The organism is Cellulomonas timonensis, assembly GCF_900046455.1.
GTDB lineage: Bacteria > Actinomycetota > Actinomycetes > Actinomycetales > Cellulomonadaceae > Cellulomonas_A > Cellulomonas_A timonensis.
Genome location: NZ_FCOT01000010.1, coordinates 368,930 through 392,109, shown reverse-complemented (window position 1 = coordinate 392,109; position 23,180 = coordinate 368,930). Strand labels below are relative to the sequence as shown.

21 protein-coding genes are annotated in these 23,180 nt (G+C 72.5%); 19 read left to right on the top strand and 2 right to left on the bottom strand.

What is annotated here, in order from left to right; translation table 11 throughout:
• Nucleotides 1-85 precede the first annotated feature (85 nt).
• The 17 genes from BN3788_RS05425 (at nucleotide 86) to BN3788_RS05355 (ending at nucleotide 19,216) form a co-directional block, all read left to right on the top strand.
• Nucleotides 86-1,576: a PucR family transcriptional regulator gene (locus tag BN3788_RS05425; protein WP_066582770.1), complete on the top strand. Its 1,491-nt coding sequence runs from the start codon at nucleotides 86-88 to the stop codon at nucleotides 1,574-1,576.
• Nucleotides 1,577-1,658: 82 nt separating this feature from the next.
• Nucleotides 1,659-2,285 (top strand): bifunctional 4-hydroxy-2-oxoglutarate aldolase/2-dehydro-3-deoxy-phosphogluconate aldolase, encoded by a 627-nt coding sequence (eda, locus tag BN3788_RS05420; RefSeq protein ID WP_234346506.1) that lies wholly within the window; start codon nucleotides 1,659-1,661, stop codon nucleotides 2,283-2,285.
• Nucleotides 2,286-2,314: 29 nt separating this feature from the next.
• On the top strand, nucleotides 2,315-3,418 hold the full coding sequence (locus tag BN3788_RS05415; RefSeq protein WP_066582768.1) for a sugar kinase: 1,104 nt from the start codon (nucleotides 2,315-2,317) through the stop codon (nucleotides 3,416-3,418).
• A gap of 237 nt (nucleotides 3,419-3,655) precedes the next feature.
• A complete protein-coding gene (locus BN3788_RS05410) occupies nucleotides 3,656-4,846 on the top strand; it encodes an ROK family transcriptional regulator (RefSeq protein WP_066582767.1) in 1,191 nt (396 codons plus the stop codon).
• Nucleotides 4,843-5,781 (top strand): ABC transporter permease, encoded by a 939-nt coding sequence (locus BN3788_RS05405; protein WP_066582766.1) that lies wholly within the window; start codon nucleotides 4,843-4,845, stop codon nucleotides 5,779-5,781. The genes BN3788_RS05410 and BN3788_RS05405 overlap by 4 nt, the downstream gene beginning before the upstream one ends.
• A 66-nt stretch (nucleotides 5,782-5,847) precedes the next feature.
• A complete protein-coding gene (locus BN3788_RS05400; RefSeq protein WP_066582765.1) occupies nucleotides 5,848-6,846 on the top strand; it encodes a sugar ABC transporter substrate-binding protein in 999 nt (332 codons plus the stop codon).
• Nucleotides 6,847-6,889: 43 nt separating this feature from the next.
• Nucleotides 6,890-8,395 carry a sugar ABC transporter ATP-binding protein gene (locus BN3788_RS05395; RefSeq protein WP_066582764.1) on the top strand — a complete coding sequence of 502 codons (1,506 nt, stop codon included), beginning with the start codon at nucleotides 6,890-6,892 and terminating at the stop codon, nucleotides 8,393-8,395.
• Nucleotides 8,392-9,534: a hypothetical protein gene (locus BN3788_RS05390; RefSeq protein ID WP_066582763.1), complete on the top strand. Its 1,143-nt coding sequence runs from the start codon at nucleotides 8,392-8,394 to the stop codon at nucleotides 9,532-9,534. Before BN3788_RS05395 ends, BN3788_RS05390 begins: the two co-directional genes overlap by 4 nt.
• The gene (locus tag BN3788_RS05385; protein ID WP_199824738.1) at nucleotides 9,527-10,597 is read left to right on the top strand and encodes an SIS domain-containing protein; all 1,071 of its coding nucleotides are present in this window, start codon (nucleotides 9,527-9,529) and stop codon (nucleotides 10,595-10,597) included. The genes BN3788_RS05390 and BN3788_RS05385 overlap by 8 nt, the downstream gene beginning before the upstream one ends.
• A 163-nt stretch (nucleotides 10,598-10,760) precedes the next feature.
• Nucleotides 10,761-10,910 carry a hypothetical protein gene (locus tag BN3788_RS19220; protein WP_159066855.1) on the top strand — a complete coding sequence of 50 codons (150 nt, stop codon included), beginning with the start codon at nucleotides 10,761-10,763 and terminating at the stop codon, nucleotides 10,908-10,910.
• Entirely contained in the window at nucleotides 10,907-10,999 is a 93-nt protein-coding gene (gene kdpF / locus BN3788_RS18925) for a K(+)-transporting ATPase subunit F (RefSeq protein WP_108723783.1), read from the top strand. The genes BN3788_RS19220 and kdpF overlap by 4 nt, the downstream gene beginning before the upstream one ends.
• Nucleotides 10,996-12,660, top strand: a complete 1,665-nt coding sequence (gene kdpA, locus BN3788_RS05380; RefSeq protein WP_066582761.1) for a potassium-transporting ATPase subunit KdpA — start codon at nucleotides 10,996-10,998, stop codon at nucleotides 12,658-12,660. The genes kdpF and kdpA overlap by 4 nt, the downstream gene beginning before the upstream one ends.
• 62 nt (nucleotides 12,661-12,722) lie before the next feature.
• On the top strand, nucleotides 12,723-14,846 hold the full coding sequence (gene kdpB / locus BN3788_RS05375) for a potassium-transporting ATPase subunit KdpB (protein WP_066582891.1): 2,124 nt from the start codon (nucleotides 12,723-12,725) through the stop codon (nucleotides 14,844-14,846).
• A 1-nt stretch (nucleotide 14,847) separates the two neighbouring features.
• A complete protein-coding gene (gene kdpC, locus BN3788_RS05370) occupies nucleotides 14,848-15,519 on the top strand; it encodes a potassium-transporting ATPase subunit KdpC (protein ID WP_082812601.1) in 672 nt (223 codons plus the stop codon).
• Complete coding sequence (locus tag BN3788_RS05365) at nucleotides 15,516-18,119, top strand: DUF4118 domain-containing protein (RefSeq protein WP_082812600.1); 2,604 nt, start codon at nucleotides 15,516-15,518, stop codon at nucleotides 18,117-18,119. The genes kdpC and BN3788_RS05365 overlap by 4 nt, the downstream gene beginning before the upstream one ends.
• Nucleotides 18,116-18,799 (top strand): response regulator, encoded by a 684-nt coding sequence (locus tag BN3788_RS05360; RefSeq protein ID WP_066582759.1) that lies wholly within the window; start codon nucleotides 18,116-18,118, stop codon nucleotides 18,797-18,799. Before BN3788_RS05365 ends, BN3788_RS05360 begins: the two co-directional genes overlap by 4 nt.
• 69 nt (nucleotides 18,800-18,868) lie before the next feature.
• Nucleotides 18,869-19,216: a cupin domain-containing protein gene (locus tag BN3788_RS05355; protein WP_066582758.1), complete on the top strand. Its 348-nt coding sequence runs from the start codon at nucleotides 18,869-18,871 to the stop codon at nucleotides 19,214-19,216.
• Nucleotides 19,217-19,244: 28 nt separating this feature from the next.
• Here BN3788_RS05355 and BN3788_RS05350 read toward each other — a convergent pair whose 3' ends face one another.
• Complete coding sequence (locus tag BN3788_RS05350) at nucleotides 19,245-19,937, bottom strand: Crp/Fnr family transcriptional regulator (RefSeq protein WP_082812599.1); 693 nt, start codon at nucleotides 19,935-19,937, stop codon at nucleotides 19,245-19,247.
• Nucleotides 19,938-20,240: 303 nt separating this feature from the next.
• Here BN3788_RS05350 and BN3788_RS05345 point away from each other — a divergent pair, with 303 nt between their 5' ends.
• Together BN3788_RS05345 and BN3788_RS05340 are read left to right on the top strand one after the other, a co-directional pair.
• The gene (locus tag BN3788_RS05345; protein WP_066582757.1) at nucleotides 20,241-20,483 is read left to right on the top strand and encodes a heavy-metal-associated domain-containing protein; all 243 of its coding nucleotides are present in this window, start codon (nucleotides 20,241-20,243) and stop codon (nucleotides 20,481-20,483) included.
• Entirely contained in the window at nucleotides 20,483-22,486 is a 2,004-nt protein-coding gene (locus tag BN3788_RS05340) for a heavy metal translocating P-type ATPase (RefSeq protein WP_082812598.1), read from the top strand. Before BN3788_RS05345 ends, BN3788_RS05340 begins: the two co-directional genes overlap by 1 nt.
• On the opposite strand, the gene BN3788_RS05335 is transcribed toward BN3788_RS05340, so the two are convergent.
• A complete protein-coding gene (locus BN3788_RS05335; protein ID WP_066582756.1) occupies nucleotides 22,478-23,161 on the bottom strand; it encodes a hypothetical protein in 684 nt (227 codons plus the stop codon). The two genes, BN3788_RS05340 and BN3788_RS05335, sit on opposite strands and share 9 nt — an antisense overlap.
• Nucleotides 23,162-23,180: the final 19 nt, after the last annotated feature.

The window sequence follows — 23,180 nt, the reverse complement described above, 5'->3', positions numbered from 1 at the left end:
GTACGAGGCAGCCCTGGGCTTGGCTGCGTCCGCATCGGCCCCTCTTCGCGCCTACGCTTGTCCGAAAAGGACGAGGGGAGTGGCCATGACCTCAGTCACGGTGCGCGAGATCATGACATTGGGCGCATTGCGCGGGACGTATGTCCTGGGCGGCGCCCGCGGGCTCGACCGGATGGTGTCCGGGGTGAACGTCATGGAGGTCCCGGACATCGAGGACTTCGTCAAGCGCGGCGAGCTGCTGCTCACCACCGCGTACCCGGTGCGCGAGCGGCCTGAGCGGCTGGTCGAGCTGGTGCCCGAGCTCGCCTCCCGTGGCCTCGCGGCGCTGGCCATCAAGCCGATGCGCTACCTCGAGGAACTCCCGCCGCGACTCGTCGAGGTGGCCAACCGCCTGGACTTCCCGGTGCTGGTCATGCCGGATCGCACCTCGTTCAACGAGGTGATCGGCGCGGTGCTCGCGGTGGTGCTGGCCGAGTACGGCGCAGAGCCCGGTGGCGCGGAGGCCATCCGCGAGCGGCTCACCGGCGTGGCGCTCGCGGGCGGCGGGCTTGAGGAGATCGCGCGCACGCTCGCCGGCGCCCTCGACCGGGACGTGCGGATCGTCGACGAGGACGCCGTGGTGCTGGGCAGGGGGGCGGGCGCGCCGGCCTCCGACGGGGGCGACCCGTGGGAGTTCGCGATCACCGTGGCGGGGACCCGTCGGGGCCGCGTCCTCGTGGGCGGGCAGGAGGAGCCCTCCCTCGGCCAGCGCCGCCTCATCCGGCAGTCGTGCTTCGCCGCGGGGATGCACATCGCGCAGGCCATCGCCGGCATCGAGCTCGACCGCCGGCTCCGGGGACTCTTCCTCGAGGAGCTGGTGAGCGGCCCGCACTTGGACGAGCTGTTCGTGAGGCAGCGCTCGCGGCTGTTCGGGTGGGACTTCAGCGCGCCGCATGCCGTGCTGCTGGCCAGGTGCGGGGAGGAGCTCGCGGACGGCCAGGTCGCCGCCGTCACGACGCGGGTGCTCGGCGCCGAGGCGCTGGTGTGGTCGCGCGGCCGCGAGGTCGTCGCGATCGTCCCGCAGGCGGCGCTGGACCGTGGGGCGATCCGCGACGGGGTGCTCGACGACCCCGCGGACCGGTGGCGCCGCGCGCTGGTGGAGATCGCGCGGGGCCCCGTGGTGGTCGCGGTGGGCCCGATCGCGCGCGAGCCCGGCGCGTTGGCCGACAGCCACGCGGGGGCCCGGGAGTCGTTGCGGATCGCCGAGGGCGCCGCGCGCGAGGTGGTGTGGCATGAGGACCTCGCAGTGGAGCGACTGCTGCTCTCGGTGCCGAGGGAGACGCTGGACCAGTTCGTGGACGACGCCATCGGGCCGTTGGTGCGGCATGACGCCGAGCACGGGGGAGACCTGTGCCGCACGCTCGAGGAGTTCCTAGGCGTCGGCAACGGCGCCGAGGCCGCCCGGCGCCTGTACATCCACTACAACACGATGAAGCACCGGATCGCCCGGATCGCGGACCTCACGGGCGCGGACCTGCACGATCCGCGGACCCGGCTGACGCTCTCTCTCGCGTTGGAGATGCGCAAGGTGCGCTGACCTGCGGCGGTGCTTGAGGACGACGGGGCGCTATGAGACGATGTTTCACGCAGCGCGATGTGCGTTGCGCCTAGCGAAATGGATCACCGTGGATACCCTCGCCGCCCTGAGCGACGCACGTCTCGTCCCCGTCGTCGTACTCGATGACGCCGCCCATGCCGACGCCCTCGCCGGCGCCCTCGTCGCCGGCGGGCTGCCCGTCGCCGAGGTCACGTTCCGCACCGCCGCGGCCGCCGACTCCATCCGCGCGATGGCCGATCGCGGCGACATCCTCGTCGGCGCCGGCACCGTGCTGACCGTGGCCCAGGTCGACCAGGCCGTCGCCGCCGGCGCGTCCTACGTCGTCTCGCCCGGCCTCAGCCGGGCCGTCGTCGAGCGCTGCCAGGAGCTCGGCGTGCTCGCCCTGCCCGGCGCGGTCACCGCGACCGAGATCCAGGCAGCGCTCGAGCTCGGCCTCACCACCGTGAAGTTCTTCCCGGCCGGCACCTCCGGCGGCGCCCCGGCCATCGCCGCGCTCGCCGCGCCGTTCGGCCAGGTCACGTTCGTGCCCACCGGCGGCATCGGCCCGAAGAACCTGCAGGACTACCTGAGCATCCCGTCGGTGGCCGCTGTGGGCGGCTCCTGGATGGTCCCCCGCGACCGCGTCGCCGCAGGCGACTTCGCCGGCATCACGCAGCTCACCGCCGACGCCGTCGCCCTCACCCGCTGACCCCTCCCCGCACCACGAAGGACTGACCCATGTCTCAGCTCGCCGTCCGCCCCGCCTCCGAGTGCCGTTATGACGCGGTGTCCCTGGGCGAGGTGATGCTGCGTCTCGACCCGGGTGAGGGCCGGGTCCGCACCGCGCGCTCCTTCCGGGCCTGGGAGGGCGGCGGCGAGTACAACGTGACCCGCGGCCTGCGCCGGGCGTTCGGGCTGCGCGGCGCGATCGTCACAGCGCTCGCGGACAACGAGGTCGGCCGCCTGGTCGAGGACCTCATGCTCCAGGGCGGGGTCGACACCCAGTTCGTCCAGTGGGTCCCCTACGACGGGATCGGGCGCGAGGTCCGCAACGGCCTGAACTTCACCGAGCGCGGCTTCGGGGTCCGCGGCGCCGTGGGCGTCAGCGACCGCGGCCACACCGCCGCGTCGCAGCTCAAGCCCGGCGACATCGACTGGGAGCACCTGTTCGGCGACCTCGGCGTGCGGTGGCTGCACACCGGCGGCATCTTCGCGGCCCTCTCGGAGTCCGCTGCCGAAACCGTCATCGAGGCTGTGCAGATCGCCAAGAAGCACGGCACGATCGTGTCCTACGACCTGAACTACCGTCCCAGCCTGTGGCGCTCGATCGGCGGCCAGGCCAAGGCGCAGGAGGTCAACCGGGCCATCGCGCCGTTCATCGACGTGATGATCGGCAACGAGGAGGACTTCACCGCCTCGCTCGGCTTCGAGGTCGAGGGCGTCGATGACAACCTGTCCGCGCTCGAGGTCGACAAGTTCGCCGCAATGATCGAGACGGCCGCCGCCGCGTTCCCGAACTTCCAGGCCATCGGCACCACGATGCGCACCGTGCACTCCGCGTCCATCAACGACTGGGGCGCGCTGGCCTGGTCGCGCGAGACCGGCGTCGTGCAGTCCACGCACCGGGAGCGCCTGGAGATCATGGACCGCGTCGGCGGCGGGGACTCCTTCGCCTCGGGCCTCATCTATGGGCTCCTCGACGGCCAGCCGCTGCAGACGGCCGTCGAGTACGGCGCCGCCCACGGCGCCCTGGCCATGACGACCCCCGGCGACACGACGATGGTCACCAAGGCCGAGGTGCTCAAGCTCGCCGGCGGCGGGAACGCCCGCGTCGACCGCTGACCCACCCGCCGTCCCCGAGCTTCGGGGATCGCACGACGACAACGCCCGCATCGCCCCCGGAGATCCCCGGGGGCGGTGCGGGCGTTGTCGTCGTCCACGCGTCGTCCGCTTTGTGATGTACCTCCTCACCTGCGCAGACACGTTTGGATGAACGGTTTGACACGTCGGAGAAGCCCGTGCCAGGGTTCCCATTAGTTTCATTCAGAAGGGAACAAAGTGGCTCTCCAGCACGGCTCCATGGGCGAAGTGAACGAGTACCTCGTGCTCGAGTACGTCCGCGACAACCGGCGGACGACCCGGCCCGAGATCGCGCGCGACCTCCAACTCTCGCAGGCCTCGGTCAGCCGGATGGTGGCGCGGCTCATCGCCCGAGGCGTCCTCGTCGAGACGGGGGACACCTCGGGGTCGGGCGGTCGGCCGCGCGTGGTCCTCACCCTCAACGTCGAGAGCGCGTGCGTCGTCGGCATCGACCTCGGCGGCACCAAGTGCCACGGCGCCCTGAGCGGGCTCGACGGAGAGATCCTCGCCGAGGAGTACGTCACGGTCGCCGACGCCGGGGGAGCCTTCGAGGCCCTCGAGCGGGTCTGGGCCGCGATGCAGACGGCCGCCGCGGCCCGTGGTGTCGAGATCGGGGCTCTCGCAGTGGGCGTGCCCGCGGTGATCGACGCCGACACCGAGCTCGCCGTGCGCGGCCCCAACGTCGGCTGGGCAGGTTTCGACCTGGTCGACCGCGTCCGGGCGTTCGGTGTGCCGTTCCTCGTCGACAACGACGTCAACCTCGCCGCGATCGCCGAGGGTGAGGTCGGGCAGGCTCTGGGCTCACGCGACTACGCCGTGCTGTCGATCGGCACCGGCCTGGGCGGCGCCGTGGTCAGCAACGGCCGGCTTGTGCGGGGACGCCACAACGCCGCCGGCGAGATCGGCGCACTCCTCCCCGACGTCCGCATGCTCGGCGAGAACCGGGCGAGCGACATCGGCGGCCTCGAGTCGGTGCTGAGCGGCGCAGCCATCGCCCATCACGCACGCGAGCTCGCCGCGTCGAGCCCCGACGCGCGTGCCGAGTTCGGCGAGGCGCCCACGGCCCGCGAGGTGATCGCCGCGGGGCTCGACGGGCTCCCCCATGGCAAGGCGCTGCTCGACGACGTCGTGCGCGCCCTCGCCCAGGCCGTCATCACGTTCGCGGCCGTGACCGATCCCGAGACGGTCGTGATCGACGGCAGCGTGGGCCGCGCGCTGGCGCCGCTGCTCGACGACGTCACGCGGCTCGTGGCCCGTCACATCGCCACGCCACCACGGCTGGCCGTCTCCGACCTGGGACCCAACTCGACCGTTCGCGGCGCCCTCTCGGGGGCACTCCACCATCTCCGGCTGACCGAGGCGCCCCAGGTGCTCGGTGAGCTCACCCACGAAGGAGGCACCCCCTCATGACCGTCGGGCTCCGCTGGGCCTCACGGCACGCCCTGTTCCTGATCTTCGTCGCCGTGGTCGCCGCCCTGTCGATCGCGTCGCCGACGTTCCGCTCAGTGCCGAACCTCGTCAACATCGTCGAGCAGCAGTCGATCATCGGTGTGGTCGCGTGCGGCATGCTGCTGATGATCCTGCTGGGCGGCTTCGACCTCTCGGTCGGCGCCGTGGGCGCCGCGACGTCCGTGATCGCGGCATGGACCATGTCGACGAGCGGGATCGTGCCGGGAGTGCTCGCCTCGCTCGCCCTCGGCGCCGTGATCGGCCTGTGCAACGGGCTCCTGATCGCCAAGGTCGGCATCAATCCGTTCGTCGCCACGCTCGGCATGCAGTCGCTCATCACCGGACTGCTCTTCGTGTTCACGGACGCGACCCCCGTGTACGGGGTCCCCGAGGCGTTCACGGTCGTCGGGCTCGGTCGGATCGGGGCCATTCCCGTGGCCGCCCTGATCTACGCGGTGGTCGTCCTCGCCACGTGGGCGATGCTGCGCTACACGACGCTCGGCCACCACATCTATGCCGTGGGTGGATCGTCGGAGGCGAGCCGACTGGCCGGCATCCGCGTCCACCGCATCACCATCACCGCGTACACGCTCGGCGCCGTGGCCGCAGCGATCGGCGGGCTCATCCTGCTCGGGCAGACCTCGATCGGTCAGCCGAGCGCCGCACAGGGCTGGCCGTTGTCCGCCATCGCGGCGGTGGCCATCGCCGGGGTGGCGCTCACGGGCGGATCGGGTGGCGTCGGCAACGTCGTCATCGGCACCCTGCTGCTCGGTGTGGTGTCCAACGCTCTCAACCTGTTCGGCATCTCCCCGTACTGGCAGCCGGCGTTCACCGGCGCCGTGATCATCGGCGCGGTCGGCATCGACATGGTGCAGCGTCGACGCCGGACCTCCTGACACGGCTGGCGCGGACCCCCTTCCTGCACCACTCCACCTCCCCCCAAAGAAGTGAGGAACATCGTCATGCGAGCTTTCCCCCGATTCCGTCGCGGCGCTGCCGTCCTGGCAGTCACCGCAACCGCGCTCGGCCTCGCCGCGTGCTCGTCCACCACAGACCCCGGCGCCTCGACTGACGGCTCCGCAGAGTCGGGTGACAAGCTCGTCATCGGCTCGATGCTCTGGAACGCGTCGGTGCCCTTCTACTCGAACTTCATCAAGGGGCAACAGGAGGCCGCCGACGAGCTCGGCGTCACGCTCAAGATGGTCGACGGCAAGGGTGATCTCGGCGCCCAGGTCGCCGGCGTGCAGCAGCTCGTCACGCAGGGCGTCGACGCGATCCTGGTGACCGCGTCCGACGCCACCGGCATCGCCCCCGCCGTCAAGCAGGCTGTCGCGGCGGGCATCCCGGTGTTCGCGGTCAACAACCGGGTCGACGACGCGGCCGGTGCTGTCACGTTCATCGGCGCGGACGACGTCGAGTTCGGGCGGCAGCAGGCGAACCTCCTGGTCGAGCAGGTTGGCGAAGACGCCGACGTCGCCTACATGGTCGGCGCGCTCGGCACGAGCGCCCAGCTGCTGCGCCAGCAGGGCTTCGAGGAGGTCCTCGCAGACCACCCCGGCATCCGCATCGTCGAGACGCAGACCAACAACTGGGACGCGGCTGAGGCGCTCACCGTGGTGCAGGACTGGCTCAACAAGTACGCGCAGGGCACGCTCGACGCCGTCGTCGCGCAGGGGCCCGAGACGGCCAACGCCGCGAAGTACGCGAGCGACCGTGGACGGACCGACATCCGCTTCATCCTGGGCGACTTCCCCGTCGAGGTGCGCGAGGGGATCCTCGCCGGCTACGTGGTCGGCTCGGTGAACCAGGACCCGTACCCGCAGGGGACGCGCTCGGTCGAGGCGGCCGTGCAGTGGCTCACCGGCAAGCAGGACAAGGTCACGCAGCCCAACGAGTACCTGCCGCTGCCCATTGTGACCAAGGCCAACGTCGCCGACCACGCCGCCGCCTGGGGCGAGTGACCACGACCGACCGGAACGACGACCGACAGGAACGGCGAGGGTGATGACGCAGACGACGCCCGTGCTCGAGATGCGAGGCATCCGCAAGAGCTTCGCGGGCAACGAGGTGCTCCACGGCGTGGACCTCGAGGTCAGGCCAGGGGAGATCCATGCCCTGGTCGGGCACAACGGGGCCGGCAAGAGCACGCTCATCAAGGTGCTCGGCGGTGTCTACGCGGACTACCGCGGGGACATCGTCCTGGGCGGCGCCACCGTGCGGTTCGCGCAGCCGCAGGACTCGCTGGCCGCGGGCGTCGCCGTCATCCACCAGGAGTTCTCGCTCGTGCCGGGTTTCGACGCAGCCCAGAACCTGGCGCTCGGGCACGAGCCCCGGCGCCAGGTCGGCCTGGTCGACCACGGTGCGACGCAGGCTCAGGGCGCGGCACTGCTCGAGCGCCTGGGGCTTGAGGTGCCTCTCGGGGTGCCGGCCAGCGAGTTGAGCGTGGCGCACCAGCAGCTCACCGAGATCGCCAAGGCTCTGAGCCGTGACGCCCGGGTCCTCGTCATGGACGAACCGACGTCCCGGCTCGCCCGTGCCGAGCGCGAGGCGCTGTTCGCGATCATGCGACGTGTCAGCGCCCAGGGCGTCGGCATCATCTACATCAGCCACTTCCTCGACGAGGTGCTCGCCGTCGCGGACCGCGTGACGGTGCTCCGTGACGGCGCCGCGATCACCACGTGCGCGGCTGACGTGCTCACAGTCGACCTCCTCGCCGAGCACATCGTGGGGCAGTCGATCGCGGAGCGGACGCCGCACCAGGCGACCGACGACTCGGCGCCGGTCGTGCTCGAGCTCGAGCAGTTCGGGCAGCGCGGCCGTCGTGGCGCCACGTTGCAGGTGCGTGCCGGCCAGGTCCTCGGACTCGCAGGGCTCGTGGGATCGGGACGCTCGTCGTTGCTCGAGGCCCTGTGCGCGGCTCGCCCCGCGCACGGGTCGATGCGCCTCGGTGGCACCGCGGTCCGGTTCGGCTCACCGGCCGATGCGGCAGCCCGCGGCGTGGTCCTCGTCCCCGAGGACCGCAAGCACAAGGGTGTGATCATGCAACGGGGCGTCGACGAGAACATCGTGCTGACGGCTCTGGCGCGCAAGTACGCGCGCGCCGGCATCGTGCGCACGGGGCTGCGTCGGCGCGCGGTGCGCGGGTCGATCCAGCGCTTCGGCATCCGCACGCCTTCTCCCGAGAGCCCGATCGCGGCGCTCTCGGGCGGCAATCAGCAAAAGACCCTGATCGCCCGCGCGAGCGAGGCCGACCCGGTGGTGCTGCTGCTCGACCAACCCACCGCGGGCGTCGACATCGGAGCCAAGGGCGAGATTTACGCGCAGGTGCGCGCGCTCGCCGCCCAGGGGGTCGCGTGCCTCGTCGCGAGCGACGAGCTCGAAGAGCTCCTCGTGCTGTGCGACGACATCGCTGTCGTGCGATCAGGTGACATCGGACCCGCCCAGCGGGTGGCCGATCTCGACGAGCCCACGTTGCTCGCCCAGATCAGCTCGAAGGGAGATCACGTATGAGCCGGATCCTCGGGGTCAAGTCCTACGGGTGGGAATGGTCGACCCAGCACGGGCTCGACATGCGCGGGGCCGCCCGGCGCATGCGCGAGCAGCACGTCGACTGGGTGCTCGCGCAGAACCTGATCGACCCGCTGCCCGGCAGCGCTGTCGACCAGAGCCCGCCCGCCGGCGCGTACGACGACCGTGAATGGACCGCGCGACTGCAGGACGAGGGGCTGCGCGTCTACCAGTCGACGTCGTGCTTCTTCCAGCCTGGGGAGTTCGCGGCGCATCCGGGCCTGCGCCCCGTCGACCAGCACGGCGAGGTCTTCGAACCGTTCAGCTGGTACGTCGGCATCTGTCCCACCGACCCGGCCTACCTGGCGCGCAAGCGAGAGCAGCTCGCGTCGGCCGTCGCCTCGACGCGCCCCGACGGTGTGTTCCTGTCGTTCCTGCGCTTCCCGGGCTTCTGGGAGATGTGGCTGCCCGACTCGGACGGCTTCACCGGGACCCGGCGTCAGGACATCCGTGAGTACTGCTTCTGCGAGCGTTGCCTCGCGCTGTTCAGCGACTGGGCCGGGGTGGACCTGGGCCCAGGATCGGTCGCCGAGCGCGCTGCCCTGGTCCTCGGCGAGCTCCGTGATCGGTGGACCGCATGGAAGTGCGCTGTCGTCGCGGATGTCGCGACCGCCTTGCGGGCCACTGTGCGGGACGTCGTGCCGACCGCAGACGTGATCCTCAACAGCTTCGGCCTGGGTGGCGGCGACTTCGGCAACGCCGTCGAGGAGGTGCTGGGCCAGCGGTTCTCCGCGCTCGACGCCGCCGTGGACCACTACGAGCTGATGTTCTACTTCCAGATCCAGAAGCGAGACCCGCTGACCTGGATCCCCGAACGGGTCGCCGAGGTGAGGGCGCTGACGGACCGGCCCGTGCTGGCCGACCTGCAGGGCGGGGCCGAGTACCTCGAGGACATCTACGCCCCGGGACGACGCCGCCGGGAGATCACGGCTGAGGAGTGGCATGACGCGTTGCGCGGGGTGGCCCGCTCGGGCGCCGACGGCGTCCTCGTCTACTCGTGGCGGGACCTCCTCGCCGACGAGGCCGCTGGGGGCGAGCGCGTGCGCCGCCTCATCGACTACAAGGACGGCGAACTTGACTGAACAGACCACGCCCGGCGCGCTCATGCGCGCCGAGATCGCTGAGCAGCCCGAGCGTTGGCTCGAGCTCGGCGCCACACCTCAGGGCGTTGCCGAGGCCGCGAGGCTGGTGCGCGAGCGCGGCGTGAACGCCGTCATGCTCGCCGCACGGGGGACGAGCGACCACGCGGCGATCTACGGGCAGTACCTGATCCAGACCCAGTTGGGGATCCCCGCACACCTCGCGGCCCCGAGCATGGCCACGGTGTACCACCGGGACGTGACCAGCCCGTCGACGCTGGTCGTGGTGCTGTCGCAGTCGGGCCAGTCGCCCGATCTCGTCGAGACGGTCCGCAGCGCGCGGCGCAGCGGCTCTCCCACCATCGCGATCACGAACGACCCGTCGTCGCCCCTGGCGACGGGCGTCGACGTGCACATCCCGATCTGCGCGGGCGCGGAGCGCTCGGTCGCGGCGACCAAGAGCTACACGGGCGAGCTGCTTGCCCTGTACCTCTGGGTGCAGGAGCTGCTGGGGACGTCGCCGGACACGGTCACGTCAAGGCTCGTGCACGTCGCACGTGCCGGACGCGCGGTGCACGAGCGTTCGCAGCCGTTGGCCCGGAGCATCGCGGTCGAGCTCGGGGACGCGGACCGTGCTCTCGTCCTGGGCCGCGGCTACGGCCTGGCCACCGCGCGTGAGGCTGCGCTCAAGCTCACCGAGACGTGCGCCGTCGCGGCTTCGGGGTGGAGCGCCGCCGACGCCAAGCACGGCCCGCTCGCGCAGGTCGTGGAGGGCACCCCGGTCTTCTGCCTGCGAGGCGCGACCGCGGGACGCGAGTCCGTCGACATGCTGGCGCCCGATCTGCGGGCGCGTGGCGCTCGGGTGTGGTCCACGCGCGTGGAGCCTGACGTGGACGCGAGCGCCGCCCCCGGGCGCGACTTCACGATCCCGTCGGACGTGCCCGACGAGCTGGTGCCGCTGCTCGAGATCATCCCGTTCCAGCTGGTCGCGCTCGAGCTCTCGCTCGCGCGTGGGCTCGACCCCGATCGGCCCCGTGGCCTGACGAAGGTGACGCTCACGTCCTGAGCCAAGACGGCGCCAACGCCCGTACGCCTCTGCAGCACCGGGGGTGCGGGCGTTCGTCATCGGTGCGCCCGGCCCCGTCAGGGATGCGTCAAGGCGGGCGCCCGGGGCGCTAAGGAGTCGTCAACGCCGGGTTGCGGGCGCCCGTGGCGGGCGTAGGACAGGGGTGTGCGCGGGTGCGCACCGGTCCGCCGCGTCACGCGGACCGCCCGACTCCCCGAAGGCGCCCCTCATGGCCGACCTGGCCTTCCTCGCGCTCACGGTGGCGTTCATCGCCGCCGTGGCGCTCGTCGCACGCACGTTGGACCACCCGTGACCGGGGCCGACTGGGCCGCCTTGGTGGTCACGGCCGCAGTGCTCGTCTACCTGTTCGTCGCCCTGATCCGCCCGGACTCGACCCGATGAGCGCGACCTGGGCCGCCGTCGGCCAGATCGCGCTGCTGGTCGCCCTGCTCGCCGCGGTGCACGCGCCACTGGGCGCGTACATGGCGCGGGTCTTCACCTCGCCCCGCCACCTGGGCGTCGAGCGGGCCGGCTACCGGCTGATGCGCGTGGACCCCGACGCCGACCAGCGCTGGAGCGCGTACCTGCTCTCGCTGCTCGGCTTCTCCCTGGCGTCGGTGCTGCTGCTGTTCGGCCTCGCGCGCCTGCAGAACCACCTGCCGATGTCGCTGGGCATGTCGCCGATGGACCCCGCTGGCGCCTGGAACACCGCCGTCTCGTTCGTGACGAACACGAACTGGCAGTGGTACTCGGGCGAGCAGGCCGCCGGCTACCTGCTGCAGATGGCGGGCCTCGCGGTGCAGAACTTCCTCTCGGCGGCCGTCGGCATCGCCGTGGTCGTGGCCCTGATCCGCGGTTTCGCGCGCTCGGGCGCCGAGGGGCGGGTCGGCAACTTCTGGTCCGACCTGGTCCGGTCGACGGTGCGCATCCTGCTGCCGATCGCGGCGATCGGCGCGGTGCTGCTGGTCGTGACGGGCGTCATCCAGAACTTCGCCGCCCCCACGGAGGTCACCACCCTCGCGGGCGGCGCGCAGAGCGTGCTCGGCGGGCCGGTCGCCTCGCAGGAGTCGATCAAGCTGCTCGGCACCAACGGCGGCGGGTTCTTCAACGCGAACTCCGCGCACCCCCTGGAGAACCCGACGCCGGTCAGCAACCTGCTCGAGGTCTTCCTGATCCTGCTCATCCCGTCGGCGCTGCCGCGCACCTTCGGCCTCATGGTGGGCGACAAGCGGCAGGGCCACGCGGTCCTCGGGGCGATGGCCACGCTGTGGGTCGCCGCCGTGGGGCTGCTGACCTGGGCCGAGATGGCGGCGCCGGGGGCGGTGCCGCAGCTCGTGGGCGCCGCGTCGGAGGGCAAGGAGACCCGGTTCGGCGCCGCGGGCAGCGCGCTGTTCGCGGCCGCCACGACCGGGACGTCCACGGGCGCCGTCAACGCGATGCACGACTCGCTGACGGCGCCGGGCGGCGGCGTCACGATCTTCACGATGATGCTCGGCGAGGTCGCCCCCGGCGGCGTCGGATCGGGCCTCTACGGGATGCTCGTGCTGGCGATCGTCGCGGTCTTCGTCGCGGGGCTCATGGTCGGGCGCACGCCCGAGTACCTGGGCAAGAAGATCGGCCGCCAGGAGATCACGCTCGTCGCCCTCTACGTGCTCGCGGTGCCCGCTGTGGTGCTGCTCGGCACTGCCGTGGCCATCGCGACGACAGCGGGGCAGGCCGGGATGCAGGAGGCCGGGCCGCACGGCCTCTCCGAGGTGTTGTACGCGTTCACCTCCGCCGGGAACAACAACGGCAGCGCGTTCGCGGGCCTGACCGTCTCGACGCCCTTCTACAACACGCTCCTCGGGTTGGCGATGCTCCTCGGGCGCTTCGTGCCCATCGCGCTCGTGCTGGCCCTCGCGGGCCGGTTCGCCAGCCAGCAGACGGTCCCCGCCGGCTCGGGCACCCTCCCGACGCACCGGCCGCTGTTCGTGGGCCTCCTGGTCGCGGTGACGCTCGTCGTCGTCGGCCTGACCTTCATCCCTGTCCTGTCCCTCGGCCCGATCGCCGAGTCCCTCTCATGAAGGACACCGTCATGCATCCGACCCTGGTGGCCCCCGCAGGGGCCTCGGTCGACCCTGGACCCATGGAGCCTCTCGGCGCGCCCCGCCCGACGGGCAATCGGCGCGCGCTGAGCGGCCGCCAACTCCTCGCGGCGCTCCCCGTGGCGCTCCGCAAACTCGACCCGCGCGAGCTCTCCCACGCGCCGGTGCTGTTCGTCGTCGAGATCGGCGCCGTTGCCTCGACAGTGCTCACAGTGCTCGACCCGGGCGTCTTCGCGGTCTCGGTGACGATCTGGCTGTGGTTCACCATCGTGTTCGCGACCCTCGCCGAGGCCGTCGCGGAGAGCCGGGGCAAGGCGCAGGCCGCGAGCTTGCGCGCCACCCAGGCGCAGACCACCGCCCGACGAGTGCTGGCGCCGCAGGACGCCGTGGGCGGTGTGGCGCTGTCCGACCTGCCGACCGCGCCCGTGCCGTCCTCCACGCTCGCCGTCGGGGACGTGGTCGTGGTCGTCGCGGGGGAGGTCATCCCGGGCGACGGCGATGTGGTCGAGGGGATCGCGAGCGTCGACGAGTCGGCGATCACCGGCGAGTCGGCCCCGGTGATCCGGGAGTCCGGCGGCGACCGCTCGGCAGTCACGGGCGGCACCGTGGTGCTCTCGGACCGGATTGTCGTCCGCATCACGGCGCCCGCCGGGCAGACGTTCGTGGACAAGATGATCGCCCTCGTCGAGGGCAGCGAGCGCCAGCGCACACCCAACGAGGTCGCGCTCAACGTGCTGCTCACGTCGCTGACCATCATCTTCGTGCTGGCCGTGGCCACGTTGCAGCCGTTCGCCGTGTACTCGGGCGCCCGGCAGTCGCTCATCGTGCTGGTGGCGCTGCTGGTGTGCCTCATCCCCACGACGATCGGCGCGCTGCTCTCCGCCATTGGCATCGCGGGTATGGACCGCCTGGTGCAGCGCAACGTGCTGGCCATGTCGGGGCGCGCGGTGGAGGCCGCGGGGGACGTGGACGTGCTGCTGCTCGACAAGACGGGCACCATCACGCTCGGCAACCGCCAGGCCTCCGAGCTGCTGCCCGCCGAGGGCGTCACCCTCGCCGAGCTGGCCGACGCCGCGCAGCTCTCCTCGATGGCCGACGAGACGCCAGAGGGGCGCAGCGTGCTGGTGCTGGTCAAGGAGCAGCTCGGCCTGCGCGCCCGGGAGAGCGGCGAGCTGGTGGGCGCCGAGCTCGTGCCGTTCACGGCCCGCACCCGCATGAGCGGGCTGGACCTGCCGGGCGGTTCTGGCGACGCCGCCGATGGCCAGGCGCGTCGCATCCGCAAGGGCGCCGCCGCCGCGGTGGCGGCCTGGGTGCGGTCCACCGGCGGCAGCATCGGGGCGCAGAACGGGCAGGTCGTCGACGCGATCAGCTCCTCCGGCGGCACCCCGCTCGTGGTGGCCGAGCAGATCGGCGACGGCCCGGCCCGCGTGCTCGGGGTCATCCACCTCAAGGACGTGGTCAAGCACGGCCTGCGCGAGCGGTTCGACGAGCTGCGCGCGATGGGCATCCGCACCGTGATGGTCACGGGCGACAACGCCGTGACGGCCCGGGCGATCGCGCTCGAGGCCGGCGTCGACGACGTGCTCGCCGAGGCCACCCCCGAGGACAAGCTCGCGCTCATCCGGCGCGAGCAGGCCGGCGGCCGACTGGTCGCGATGGCGGGGGACGGCACCAACGACGCACCGGCGCTCGCGCAGGCCGACGTCGGGGTGGCGATGAACACCGGCACGAGCGCGGCGAAGGAGGCCGGGAACATGGTCGACCTCGACTCGAACCCGACCAAGCTCATCGAGATCGTGCAGATCGGCAAGCAGCTGCTCATCACGCGCGGGGCGCTGACCACGTTCTCGATCGCCAACGACGTCGCGAAGTACTTCGCGATCCTGCCCGCGATGTTCCTGGTGGCCTTCCCGCAGCTCGGGGTGCTCAACGTGATGCGCCTGTCGAGCCCCGAGTCGGCGATCCTCTCCGCGGTCATCTTCAACGCGCTGGTGATCGTGGCCCTCATCCCGCTCGCGCTGCGGGGCGTGCGGTACCGCCCGGCGAGCGCCGCCGTGATGCTGCGCCGCAACCTGCTCGTCTACGGCGTCGGCGGCCTCATCGCGCCGTTCGCCGGCATCAAGCTCATCGACCTGATCGTCTCCCTCATCCCCGGGATCGGCTGACATGACCACCCCCCGCACCGCGACGCCCGTCGCACCGCACCCCCGTCCCCGCACCACCCGCTCGGCCGGAGCCACGCTCGTGGCGCTGACCCGGCAGACCTGGGCCGGGCTGCGCGTCCTGCTCGTCCTCACCGCCGTGCTCGGCTTCGCCTACCCGCTGGCCGTGGCGGGCATCGCGCAGGCCGCGTTCCCGTGGCAGGCGAATGGCTCCCTCGTGAGCGCCGACGGCGCGCATGTCACCGCTCCCGACGAGGCGGTCGGCTCCCTGCTGGTCGGCCAGTCGTTCGAGGGTGACGAGTGGTTCCACCCGCGCCCGTCGGCCGGGGGCTACGACACGCTCGCCTCGGGCGGATCGAACCTCGGCCCGACGAACCCGGACCTGCTCGCCACCGTGCGCGAGCGCCGGGCCGATGTGGCCGCGATGGAGGGCGTCGACCCGGCGTCCGTGCCGCCCGACGCGCTCACCGCCTCGGGCTCGGGGCTCGACCCCGACATCTCGCCGGAGTACGCACACCAGCAGGTTGACCGCGTCGCGCAGGCCCGCGGGCTGTCCGCAGCCGAGGTCACCTCGCTCGTGGACGAGACCACGCAGGGCCGTGACCTGGGCGTGCTCGGCGAGCCGCGGGTCAACGTGCTCGAGCTGAACCTCGCGCTGACCACAATGGGGTCGTGAGCACACCCGCGCCCGACGCGCCGCGGCCGGCCGGTGACTCCACGTCACCGGCCGGCCCGGGCGCGCATGCGGGCAGCCCCGGCGCGCATGCGGGCAACTCTGGCCGAGGTGGGCGCCTGACGGTGTACCTCGGCGCGGCCCCCGGCGTCGGGAAGACCTACGCGATGCTCGACGAGGCGCACAGGCGCCAGTCGCGCGGCACCGACGTGGTGGTGGGACTCGTCGAGACGCACGGCCGCGCGGCCACGGCGGCGCTGCTCGACGGCCTGGAGGTCGTGCCGCGGCGCACCGTCGCCTACCGCGACCAGGAGTTCGGCGAGCTCGACGTGGACGCGGTGCTGAAGCGCGCACCGCAGGTGGTGCTCGTCGACGAGCTCGCGCACACCAACGTGCCAGGGGTCGAGCACGCCAAGCGCTGGCAGGACGTGCACGATCTGCTCGACGCCGGGATCGACGTGGTCACCACGGTGAACGTGCAGCACCTCGAGTCGCTCAACGACGTGGTCGAGGCCATCACCGGGGTGCGGCAGCGCGAGACCGTGCCCGACCACGTGGTGCGCGACGCCGACCAGGTGCAGCTCGTGGACCTCTCGCCGCAGGCCCTGCGCCGACGCCTCGCGCACGGCAACGTGTACCGGGCCGAGCAGATCGACGCGTCGCTGTCCTCCTACTTCCGCGTCGGCAACCTCACCGCGCTGCGCGAGCTGGCGCTGCTGTGGCTCGCCGACCGGGTGGACGACGCGCTGACCGCCTACCGCCGCGACCACAGCATCGAGGAGCCGTGGCCCGCCCGCGAGCGGATCGTGGTGGCCGTCACCGGCGGCCCCGAGGGCGAGACGCTCATCCGCCGCGGCGCCCGCATCACGCAGCGCTCGGCGGGCTCGGAGCTGCTCGCCGTGCACGTCCTGCCCACCGACGGCCTGCCCGGCGCCGCCCCCGGTGTCATCGCGGCGCAGCGAGAGCTCGTCGAGCAGCTCGGCGGCGCCTTCCACACAGTCGTCGGCGAGGACGTGGCCACCGCCGTCATCGACTTCGCGCGCGGGGTCAACGCCACGATGATCGTCGTCGGCGTCTCGCGGCGCAGCCGATGGCACGAGGCGCTCTCCGAGAGCAACGGCGTGGAGATCGCGCGCCTCGCCGAGAACATCGACGTGCACCTCATGACCCACGAGAAGGCGCGGGGCGGACGCAGGACACGGCGGCACGGCTCACTGCTGTCCCGGCGCCGCACCGTCAGCGCCTGGCTGCTGGCCGTGCTCGGCACCGCCGGGCTCACACTGCTGCTGCACCCGATGGACGGACGGCTCGGGCTGCCCACCGAGCTGGTGCTCTTCCTCGCGCTGACCGTCGGGGTCGCGCTGATCGGAGGGCTGTGGCCCGCGGTGTTCAGCGCCGTGACCGGGTTCTTCGCGCTCAACTACTTCTTCACCGCGCCCACCGGCCGCCTCACCGTCGACGCCCCCGAGAACGCGCTCGCGCTCGCGGTCTTCGTGCTGGTCGCCGCAGCGGTTGCCTCCGTGGTCGACCTGGCGGCGCGGCGCACCGGGCAGGCGTTCCGTGCGCGCGCGGAGGCATCGGCGCTCGCGGCAGTGTCCCGGTCCGTGCTCTCCGGGCAGGACTCCGCGCAGGCCCTCGTCGGGCGGCTGCGGGAGACGTTCACCCTCGAGTCCGTCGCGTTGCTCGAACGGGAGCCGGGGCGCGGAGCGTGGCGGGCACTGGCCACCGACGGCGCCGATCCGGCGCTGCATCCCGATGACGCGCAGACCGTCGTCGCCATTGACGACGCGCGCGTGCTGGCCCTGCGGGGCCGCGTGCTGCCGGCGAGCGACCGGCGTGTGCTCGACGCGTTCGCCTCGCAGGCCGGCGCGGTGCTCGAACGCGGCCGCCTGCGCGCCGAGGCCGACCGGGTGCACGCCCTGCAGCAGGCCGACGTGGCCAGGTCGGCGCTGCTCGGCGCCGTCTCCCACGATCTGCGCACGCCGCTGGCCACGATCCGCGCCGCCGTGGACGGCCTCAGGTCACCGGACGTGCGCCTCGACGAGGACGACACCGCGGCGCTCGTCGGCGCCGCGGACACGGCCACGTCCCAGCTCGAGCGGCTCATCGACAACCTGCTGGACCTGTCCCGGTTGCAGGCGGGCGGCCTGAAGCCGGTGCTGCGGCCCACCAGCCTCGACGAGGTGGTGCCGTTGGCCGTCGAGGGCGTCGACCCCCGGCGGCTCGACGTGGACGTGCCCGAGTCGCTGCCGCTGGTGACGACCGACCCTGGGCTGCTGGAGCGGGTGGTCGCGAACGTCGTGGGCAACGCCGCCCGGCACGCCCCAGCGGGGACACGGGTCCGGGTGGCCGGCTCGTCGACGCGGCGCTCCGTGGAGGTGCGCGTCATCGACAGCGGGCCAGGGCTCTCCGAGGAGCAGAAGGACCGCATGTTCGAGCCCTTCCAGCGGCTCGGCGACACCTCACCCGGCGGCCTGGGACTCGGCCTGGCTGTGGCCCAAGGCCTCGCTGAGGCGGGGGGCGCCGAGCTGGCCGCCGAGGACACCCCCGGCGGCGGCCTCACGATGGTGCTGACGATCCCGCGCGCCGAGGAGGGCCCATGACCGGATCCAGGGTGCTCGTGGTCGATGACGAGCCCGGCCTCGTGCGGGCCCTGGCCATCAACCTGCGCGCCCACGGCTGGGAGGTCGCCACTGCCACCGACGGCGCCCACGCCCTGGACCTCGCCGCGTCCTGGCGGCCCGACGTCGTGCTGCTCGACCTGGGCCTGCCCGATATCGGCGGCCTGGACGTGCTGGCCGGCATCCGCGGCTGGAGCCGGGTGCCCGTGGTGGTGCTGTCCGCCCGGCAGCACGGCGAGGACAAGGTCGAGGCCCTCGACGCCGGCGCCGACGACTACGTGACCAAGCCCTTCGCCATGAACGAGCTCCTCGCCCGCCTGCGGGCCGCCGTGCGCCGCGCCGCCCCCAGCGATGTCGCGGAGGCCGTGGTCGAGGCGGGGGAGCTGGCCATCGACCTCGCCCGGCGCCGAGTGCTGCGCGCCGGCGCCGAGGTGCGGCTCAGCCCCACCGAATGGGCGCTCGTCGAGGTGCTGGTCCGCAACCGTGGACGGCTCGTGTCACGCGAGCAGCTGCTGCTCGAGGTGTGGGGGCCCGCCTACACGAACGAGACGGGGTACCTGCGGGTCTACGCCGCGCAGTTGCGGCGGAAACTCGAGGTGGACCCGTCGCACCCGCGGCACCTGCTGACCCAACCGGGGATGGGGTACGTGTTCGAGGTGTGAGCGGCTCACCGCCGCCCCAGGCCTGCACGTGCCGCCGGGCCCTACGCTCGGCGTGACCTTGGAGGACACATGGCCAACCTGAGCCTTCTCACCCAGTCGCACCTCGACGCCGCCCGCACATCCGACAACGGCCGCAGCGCCGAGCTCCTGCTGCATGACGGCCCGCTGCGGCAAACCGTCATCGCCCTGGTGGCGGGCACGGAGCTCGCGGAGCACAACTCGCCCAGCGCGGCCAGCCTGCAGGTGCTGGTGGGCCGGGTGAAGGTCACCGGCATGGAGGTTGACGAGGTGGCCGCGGGCGAGGTCGCGCTGCTCACGCACCTTCGACATGCCGTGCGGGCCGAGGAGGACGCGGTGTTCCTCCTGACGACGGTGACGGGCGTGGAGCCCGCTGCGGAGCCGACCAGGGCGCGGTAGGCCCAGGGGCAGGCGCCGTCGCTGGGGCCTACCGTCCCGATGACCCCGCGGCGACGTCAGCCAGGCGGTCCCGGTCGAGGACCGCCGTCCAGCGGCGGCCCGAGTCGATGACCCGGTCCTTGCGGAGCCTGCTCATCACCCGGGACACGGACTCGGGCGTCGAGCCGGTCATCCCGGCGAGGTCGGCGCGGGAGAGCGGGATCTGGAGCAGGGTCCCGCCGTCGTCGGCCCGTTCCTGCCCGAGCTTGTCCGCGAGGCGGAGAAGTGTCGCGGCGACGCGTTGCGCCACGGTGTCGGTGGAGTGGCGGCCCAGGTCGGAGCGGGCTCGGGCGAGGCGCGCCGCGACGTCGTCGAGCACCCGCAGGGCGACCGTCGGGTGCTCGGTGAGCACGGCGCGGAACGCGGTGGGGTCGATCCGCAGGGCGCAGGTGGTGGTGAGGGCCTCGGCTGTCTCCGGGTAGGTCGGGTCGCCGAGGGTGGTCAGGGTCCCGAAGAGATCGCCCGGGGTGAGCAGGTCGACGACGATCTCGCGCCCGCCGTCGGTCGGCTGGGAGACCTTCACCCGGCCGGAGGCCAGCACGTACAGGTGGTCGGCGGGGGCGCCGGCGGTGAACACCTGGCCGCCGGCGGGCCAGGCGAGCGAGACCATCCGGGCGTCGATGGCCTCGAGCTCTGACGTCGAAAGGCCGGCGAACAGCGGCACGTTCCCCAGGACGCGCATCCGGACCGGCGCCGGGCAGTGGTGGGGCTCAGCGCAGGCTGTCCGGAGCGGGATCCGCCGTCGGGCCGAGGGCGTCGTCGTCGGCCCTGGCCCGTCGTGGTGAGGGTGTGCGTGCGGGGTGGTCACATCGTCTCCTGGGCTCCTCGCGAGCGTATCCCTCCTGATCCGGGGCCTGGGCCGGACATTCCGCGCCGTGCTGCGGCTACCTGACGCACGTCATGTTCGCGTGGCGACGTGCCTCTTAGCGTCGGCGTCAGTCGCCTCGACCGGGGCGGCGCAGACTCCACCAGAAGAGGTCCGACCATGAGCACCACCTCCACCGCCGCGACGACCCGCACGATCCTGCGAGCCGAGGGCTTCTCCTGCCCGTCCTGCGTGGCGAAGATCGAGAAGCAGGTCGGGCGCCTCGCAGGCGTCAGTGCCGTCACGGTGCGCTTCGCCTCGAGCCGCGTGGAGATCGACCACGACCCGCAAGTCGTCGGCGTCGAGGCGCTGATCGCGGCTGTCGCCAAGGCCGGCTACGCCTCCAGAGCGGCGGCGTTCTGATGGCCAGGTCCCAGAGGTTGCGCGGCCGTTGGGCCGTCCCCGCGGTGAGCGGGCTGCTCATCGGGGGATCAGCCGCGATAGCCACGGTGTCCGGTGCGGGCATTGCGAGTAACGCGCTGATGCTCGCGGCAGCAGTCGCGGCGGGCTCGCCTATCGCCGTCCACGCAGTCCGCGCGCTGGGGGCGCGGGTGATCGGCATCGACCTGCTCGTCACCGTCGCGTCCGTCGGGGCGGTGGTGATCGGCCAGTACTGGGAGGCCGCCGCTGTGACGTTCCTGTTCGCCGTCGGCCATGCCCTGGAGCAGGCCACCCTGAGCCGGACCCGGTCGGCGCTGGCCGAGTTGGTCGCCGTCGCCCCGGATGTCGCTGTCGTCCTGCGTGCGGGCGGCCAGATCGAGGTGGCGGCCGCCGACGTCGCCATGGGGGAGACGGTCGTGGTCAAGAACGGCGCGAAGGTGCCGGTCGACGGCGAGGTCGTCGCCGGGGCCGGGGCTGTCGACCAGGCCTCCATCACGGGGGAGTCGATCCCAGTGGAGAAGGCCGTCGGGGACCAGGTCTTCGCCGGCACCGTCTCCCGAGGTGGTGTGCTGCAGGTGAAGGCGACCGGGGTGGGGGCCGACACGACGTTGGCCCGGATCATCCACCGCGTCGAGGAGGCGCAGGACGCCAAGGCCCGCACCCAGCGGTTCATGGACCGGTTCTCCCGCTGGTACACGCCCGGCATCATCGTCCTCGCGGTCGTCGCGGGAGCCGTCACCGGCGACATCGTCCTCGCGCTCACCTTGCTGGTGATCGGGTGCCCGGGGGCGATGGTCATCTCCATCCCGGTCTCGATCGTGGCCGGCATCGGCCGCGCGGCCAAGGACGGCATCTTGATCAAGGGCGGGGAGCACCTCGAGCGGGCGGCGAAGATCACGGCGGTCACCATCGACAAGACCGGCACGCTGACGCGTGGTCGCCCGCTCCTCACCGACGTCGTCGTGCTCGACCCGGCGGCGGACCGCGTCGCCGTCCTGCGCTGGGCCGCGCTGGCCGAGGCAGGCTCCGAGCACCCCCTGGCACGTCCGGTGCTGGACGCCGCCCGCGCTGAAGGGCTGCCCAGCGGCCAGTTCCCGGAGGCCGCCGAGTCGATCCCCGGGATGGGCATCACGGCGACGAGCGACGGGCATCGCGTGCTCGTCGGCAACGTCGCCCTGTTGTCCCACTTCGGCGTCGCCGACGTTCGGGGGAGCGATCGGGTGGCCCACGACCTCGCCGCTGCGGGGCACACGCCGATGATCGTGGCGGTCGATGGCGCCGGCGTCGGGGTGCTCGCCGTCGCCGACGAGGTGCGGCCCGATGCCGCGCACATGGTCGCCGAGCTGCACCGCGCGGGCGTGCGCACGGTCGTCATGCTCACGGGTGACGCCCTCCCGGTCGCCCTAGCCGTGGGCAGCGCGACCGGCGTCGATGAGGTGCGGGCCGGGCTGCTCCCGCAGGACAAACACGACGCCGTCCGGGAGCTGCAACGCCAGGGGCACGTCGTGGCCATGGTGGGCGACGGCGTCAACGACGCCCCCGCCTTGGCCGTCGCGGACCTCGGCGTGGCCATGGGCGCGGCGGGATCAGCCGTCGCCCTCGAGACCGCCGACATCGCCCTGATGGCCGACGACCTGCGCAGGCTGCCGCAGGCCATCCGGCTGGCGCGCCGCACCGTGGCGACCATGCGCCAGAACATCGCCGTCGCGCTGGCCACCGTGGCACTGCTCCTGCTCGGGGTGCTGCTCGGCGGGGTGACGATGTCGGTGGGGATGCTCGTGCACGAGGTGTCGGTGCTGGTGGTCATCCTCAACGCCATGCGGCTGCTGCGCAGGCTGCCCTCCACGGCGCCCGGCGCCCCGGCGACGGGCGGGCGCCTGCGTCCTCCTCCTGACGATGGTGGCGGGAGTGGACGCTGCCGCGGAGCAGACCCGGGGGCGGTAGTCGTGCCGATGGTTGCGGCAGCTCGGGCTTTGTCAGCCTAGGAGCCCCCACGTGCCGAACAGCTCGGTGAGCTCTGCCAGACGAGCCGGGCTCATGCGCTTGCGTGCCAGCTGCTGCGATGACTCGTTGCTCGCGCCGACGTGCCACACGCGGGCGCCATCGCTCTCCCTGACGAGGAACGAGCGGTCCTTCGCGGCTGGGCCGCGAACCACCAGGGACACGGTGCCGGGCTCTGCGATGAGAGCGTGCAGCATCCTGTGGTGCAGCGCGTAGACATTGCCGGGCTCCTCGTGCCGCACGTGCAGCGGGAGGAGCGGTACCGGCAGGGGGGCGTCGTCGGGCCCCTGGTCGCCGTAGATCCGGTGCCGGAACCGACCGCGCATGACGAGGCTCGCGAAGGTCCATCGGTGGTTGTGCGGCAGGTCGTAGTAGCCGGGCCAGAAGGCGTGCAGTCGCACCCGGACCCCGGAATCCGGGTCGGCGTACAGGACCACTTTGTCGAGCTGCTGCCCCAGGTCGGCTGTGCCCTGCGGGTCGGGGTGCTCGCACAGCGCTTGCAGATCTGGACGCTCGGCCAGCGCGGCGAGCGCCTCGCGGAGGATGCGGCCGTCAGCCGCGACGGCCTTGAGCGCCTCTTCGGCGACGGCCTCGACGGCGTCCGTGTCGTCCCAGTCGATCTTGAGCAGCGGCTCGACGAGCGTCTCGAGTGCGGTCACGTCGGAGTCCTCTTCTGGA

Excerpts from the sequence above, each read along its gene's own strand:
- BN3788_RS05410 (WP_066582767.1), top strand. The coding sequence starts at position 3,656 with ATGGGCGAAGTGAACGAGTACCTCGTGCTCGAGTACGTCCGCGACAAC.
- BN3788_RS05425 (WP_066582770.1), top strand. The coding sequence starts at position 86 with ATGACCTCAGTCACGGTGCGCGAGATCATGACATTGGGCGCATTGCGC.
- BN3788_RS05345 (WP_066582757.1), top strand. The coding sequence starts at position 20,241 with ATGAGCACCACCTCCACCGCCGCGACGACCCGCACGATCCTGCGAGCC.
- kdpA (WP_066582761.1), top strand. The coding sequence starts at position 10,996 with ATGAGCGCGACCTGGGCCGCCGTCGGCCAGATCGCGCTGCTGGTCGCC.
- BN3788_RS05355 (WP_066582758.1), top strand. The coding sequence starts at position 18,869 with ATGGCCAACCTGAGCCTTCTCACCCAGTCGCACCTCGACGCCGCCCGC.
- BN3788_RS05360 (WP_066582759.1), top strand. The coding sequence starts at position 18,116 with ATGACCGGATCCAGGGTGCTCGTGGTCGATGACGAGCCCGGCCTCGTG.
- BN3788_RS05400 (WP_066582765.1), top strand. The coding sequence starts at position 5,848 with ATGCGAGCTTTCCCCCGATTCCGTCGCGGCGCTGCCGTCCTGGCAGTC.
- kdpC (WP_082812601.1), top strand. The coding sequence starts at position 14,848 with ATGACCACCCCCCGCACCGCGACGCCCGTCGCACCGCACCCCCGTCCC.
- BN3788_RS05395 (WP_066582764.1), top strand. The coding sequence starts at position 6,890 with ATGACGCAGACGACGCCCGTGCTCGAGATGCGAGGCATCCGCAAGAGC.
- kdpB (WP_066582891.1), top strand. The coding sequence starts at position 12,723 with ATGGAGCCTCTCGGCGCGCCCCGCCCGACGGGCAATCGGCGCGCGCTG.
- BN3788_RS05340 (WP_082812598.1), top strand. The coding sequence starts at position 20,483 with ATGGCCAGGTCCCAGAGGTTGCGCGGCCGTTGGGCCGTCCCCGCGGTG.
- BN3788_RS05390 (WP_066582763.1), top strand. The coding sequence starts at position 8,392 with ATGAGCCGGATCCTCGGGGTCAAGTCCTACGGGTGGGAATGGTCGACC.
- BN3788_RS05350 (WP_082812599.1), bottom strand. The coding sequence starts at position 19,937 with ATGCGCGTCCTGGGGAACGTGCCGCTGTTCGCCGGCCTTTCGACGTCA.
- BN3788_RS05405 (WP_066582766.1), top strand. The coding sequence starts at position 4,843 with ATGACCGTCGGGCTCCGCTGGGCCTCACGGCACGCCCTGTTCCTGATC.
- BN3788_RS05415 (WP_066582768.1), top strand. The coding sequence starts at position 2,315 with ATGTCTCAGCTCGCCGTCCGCCCCGCCTCCGAGTGCCGTTATGACGCG.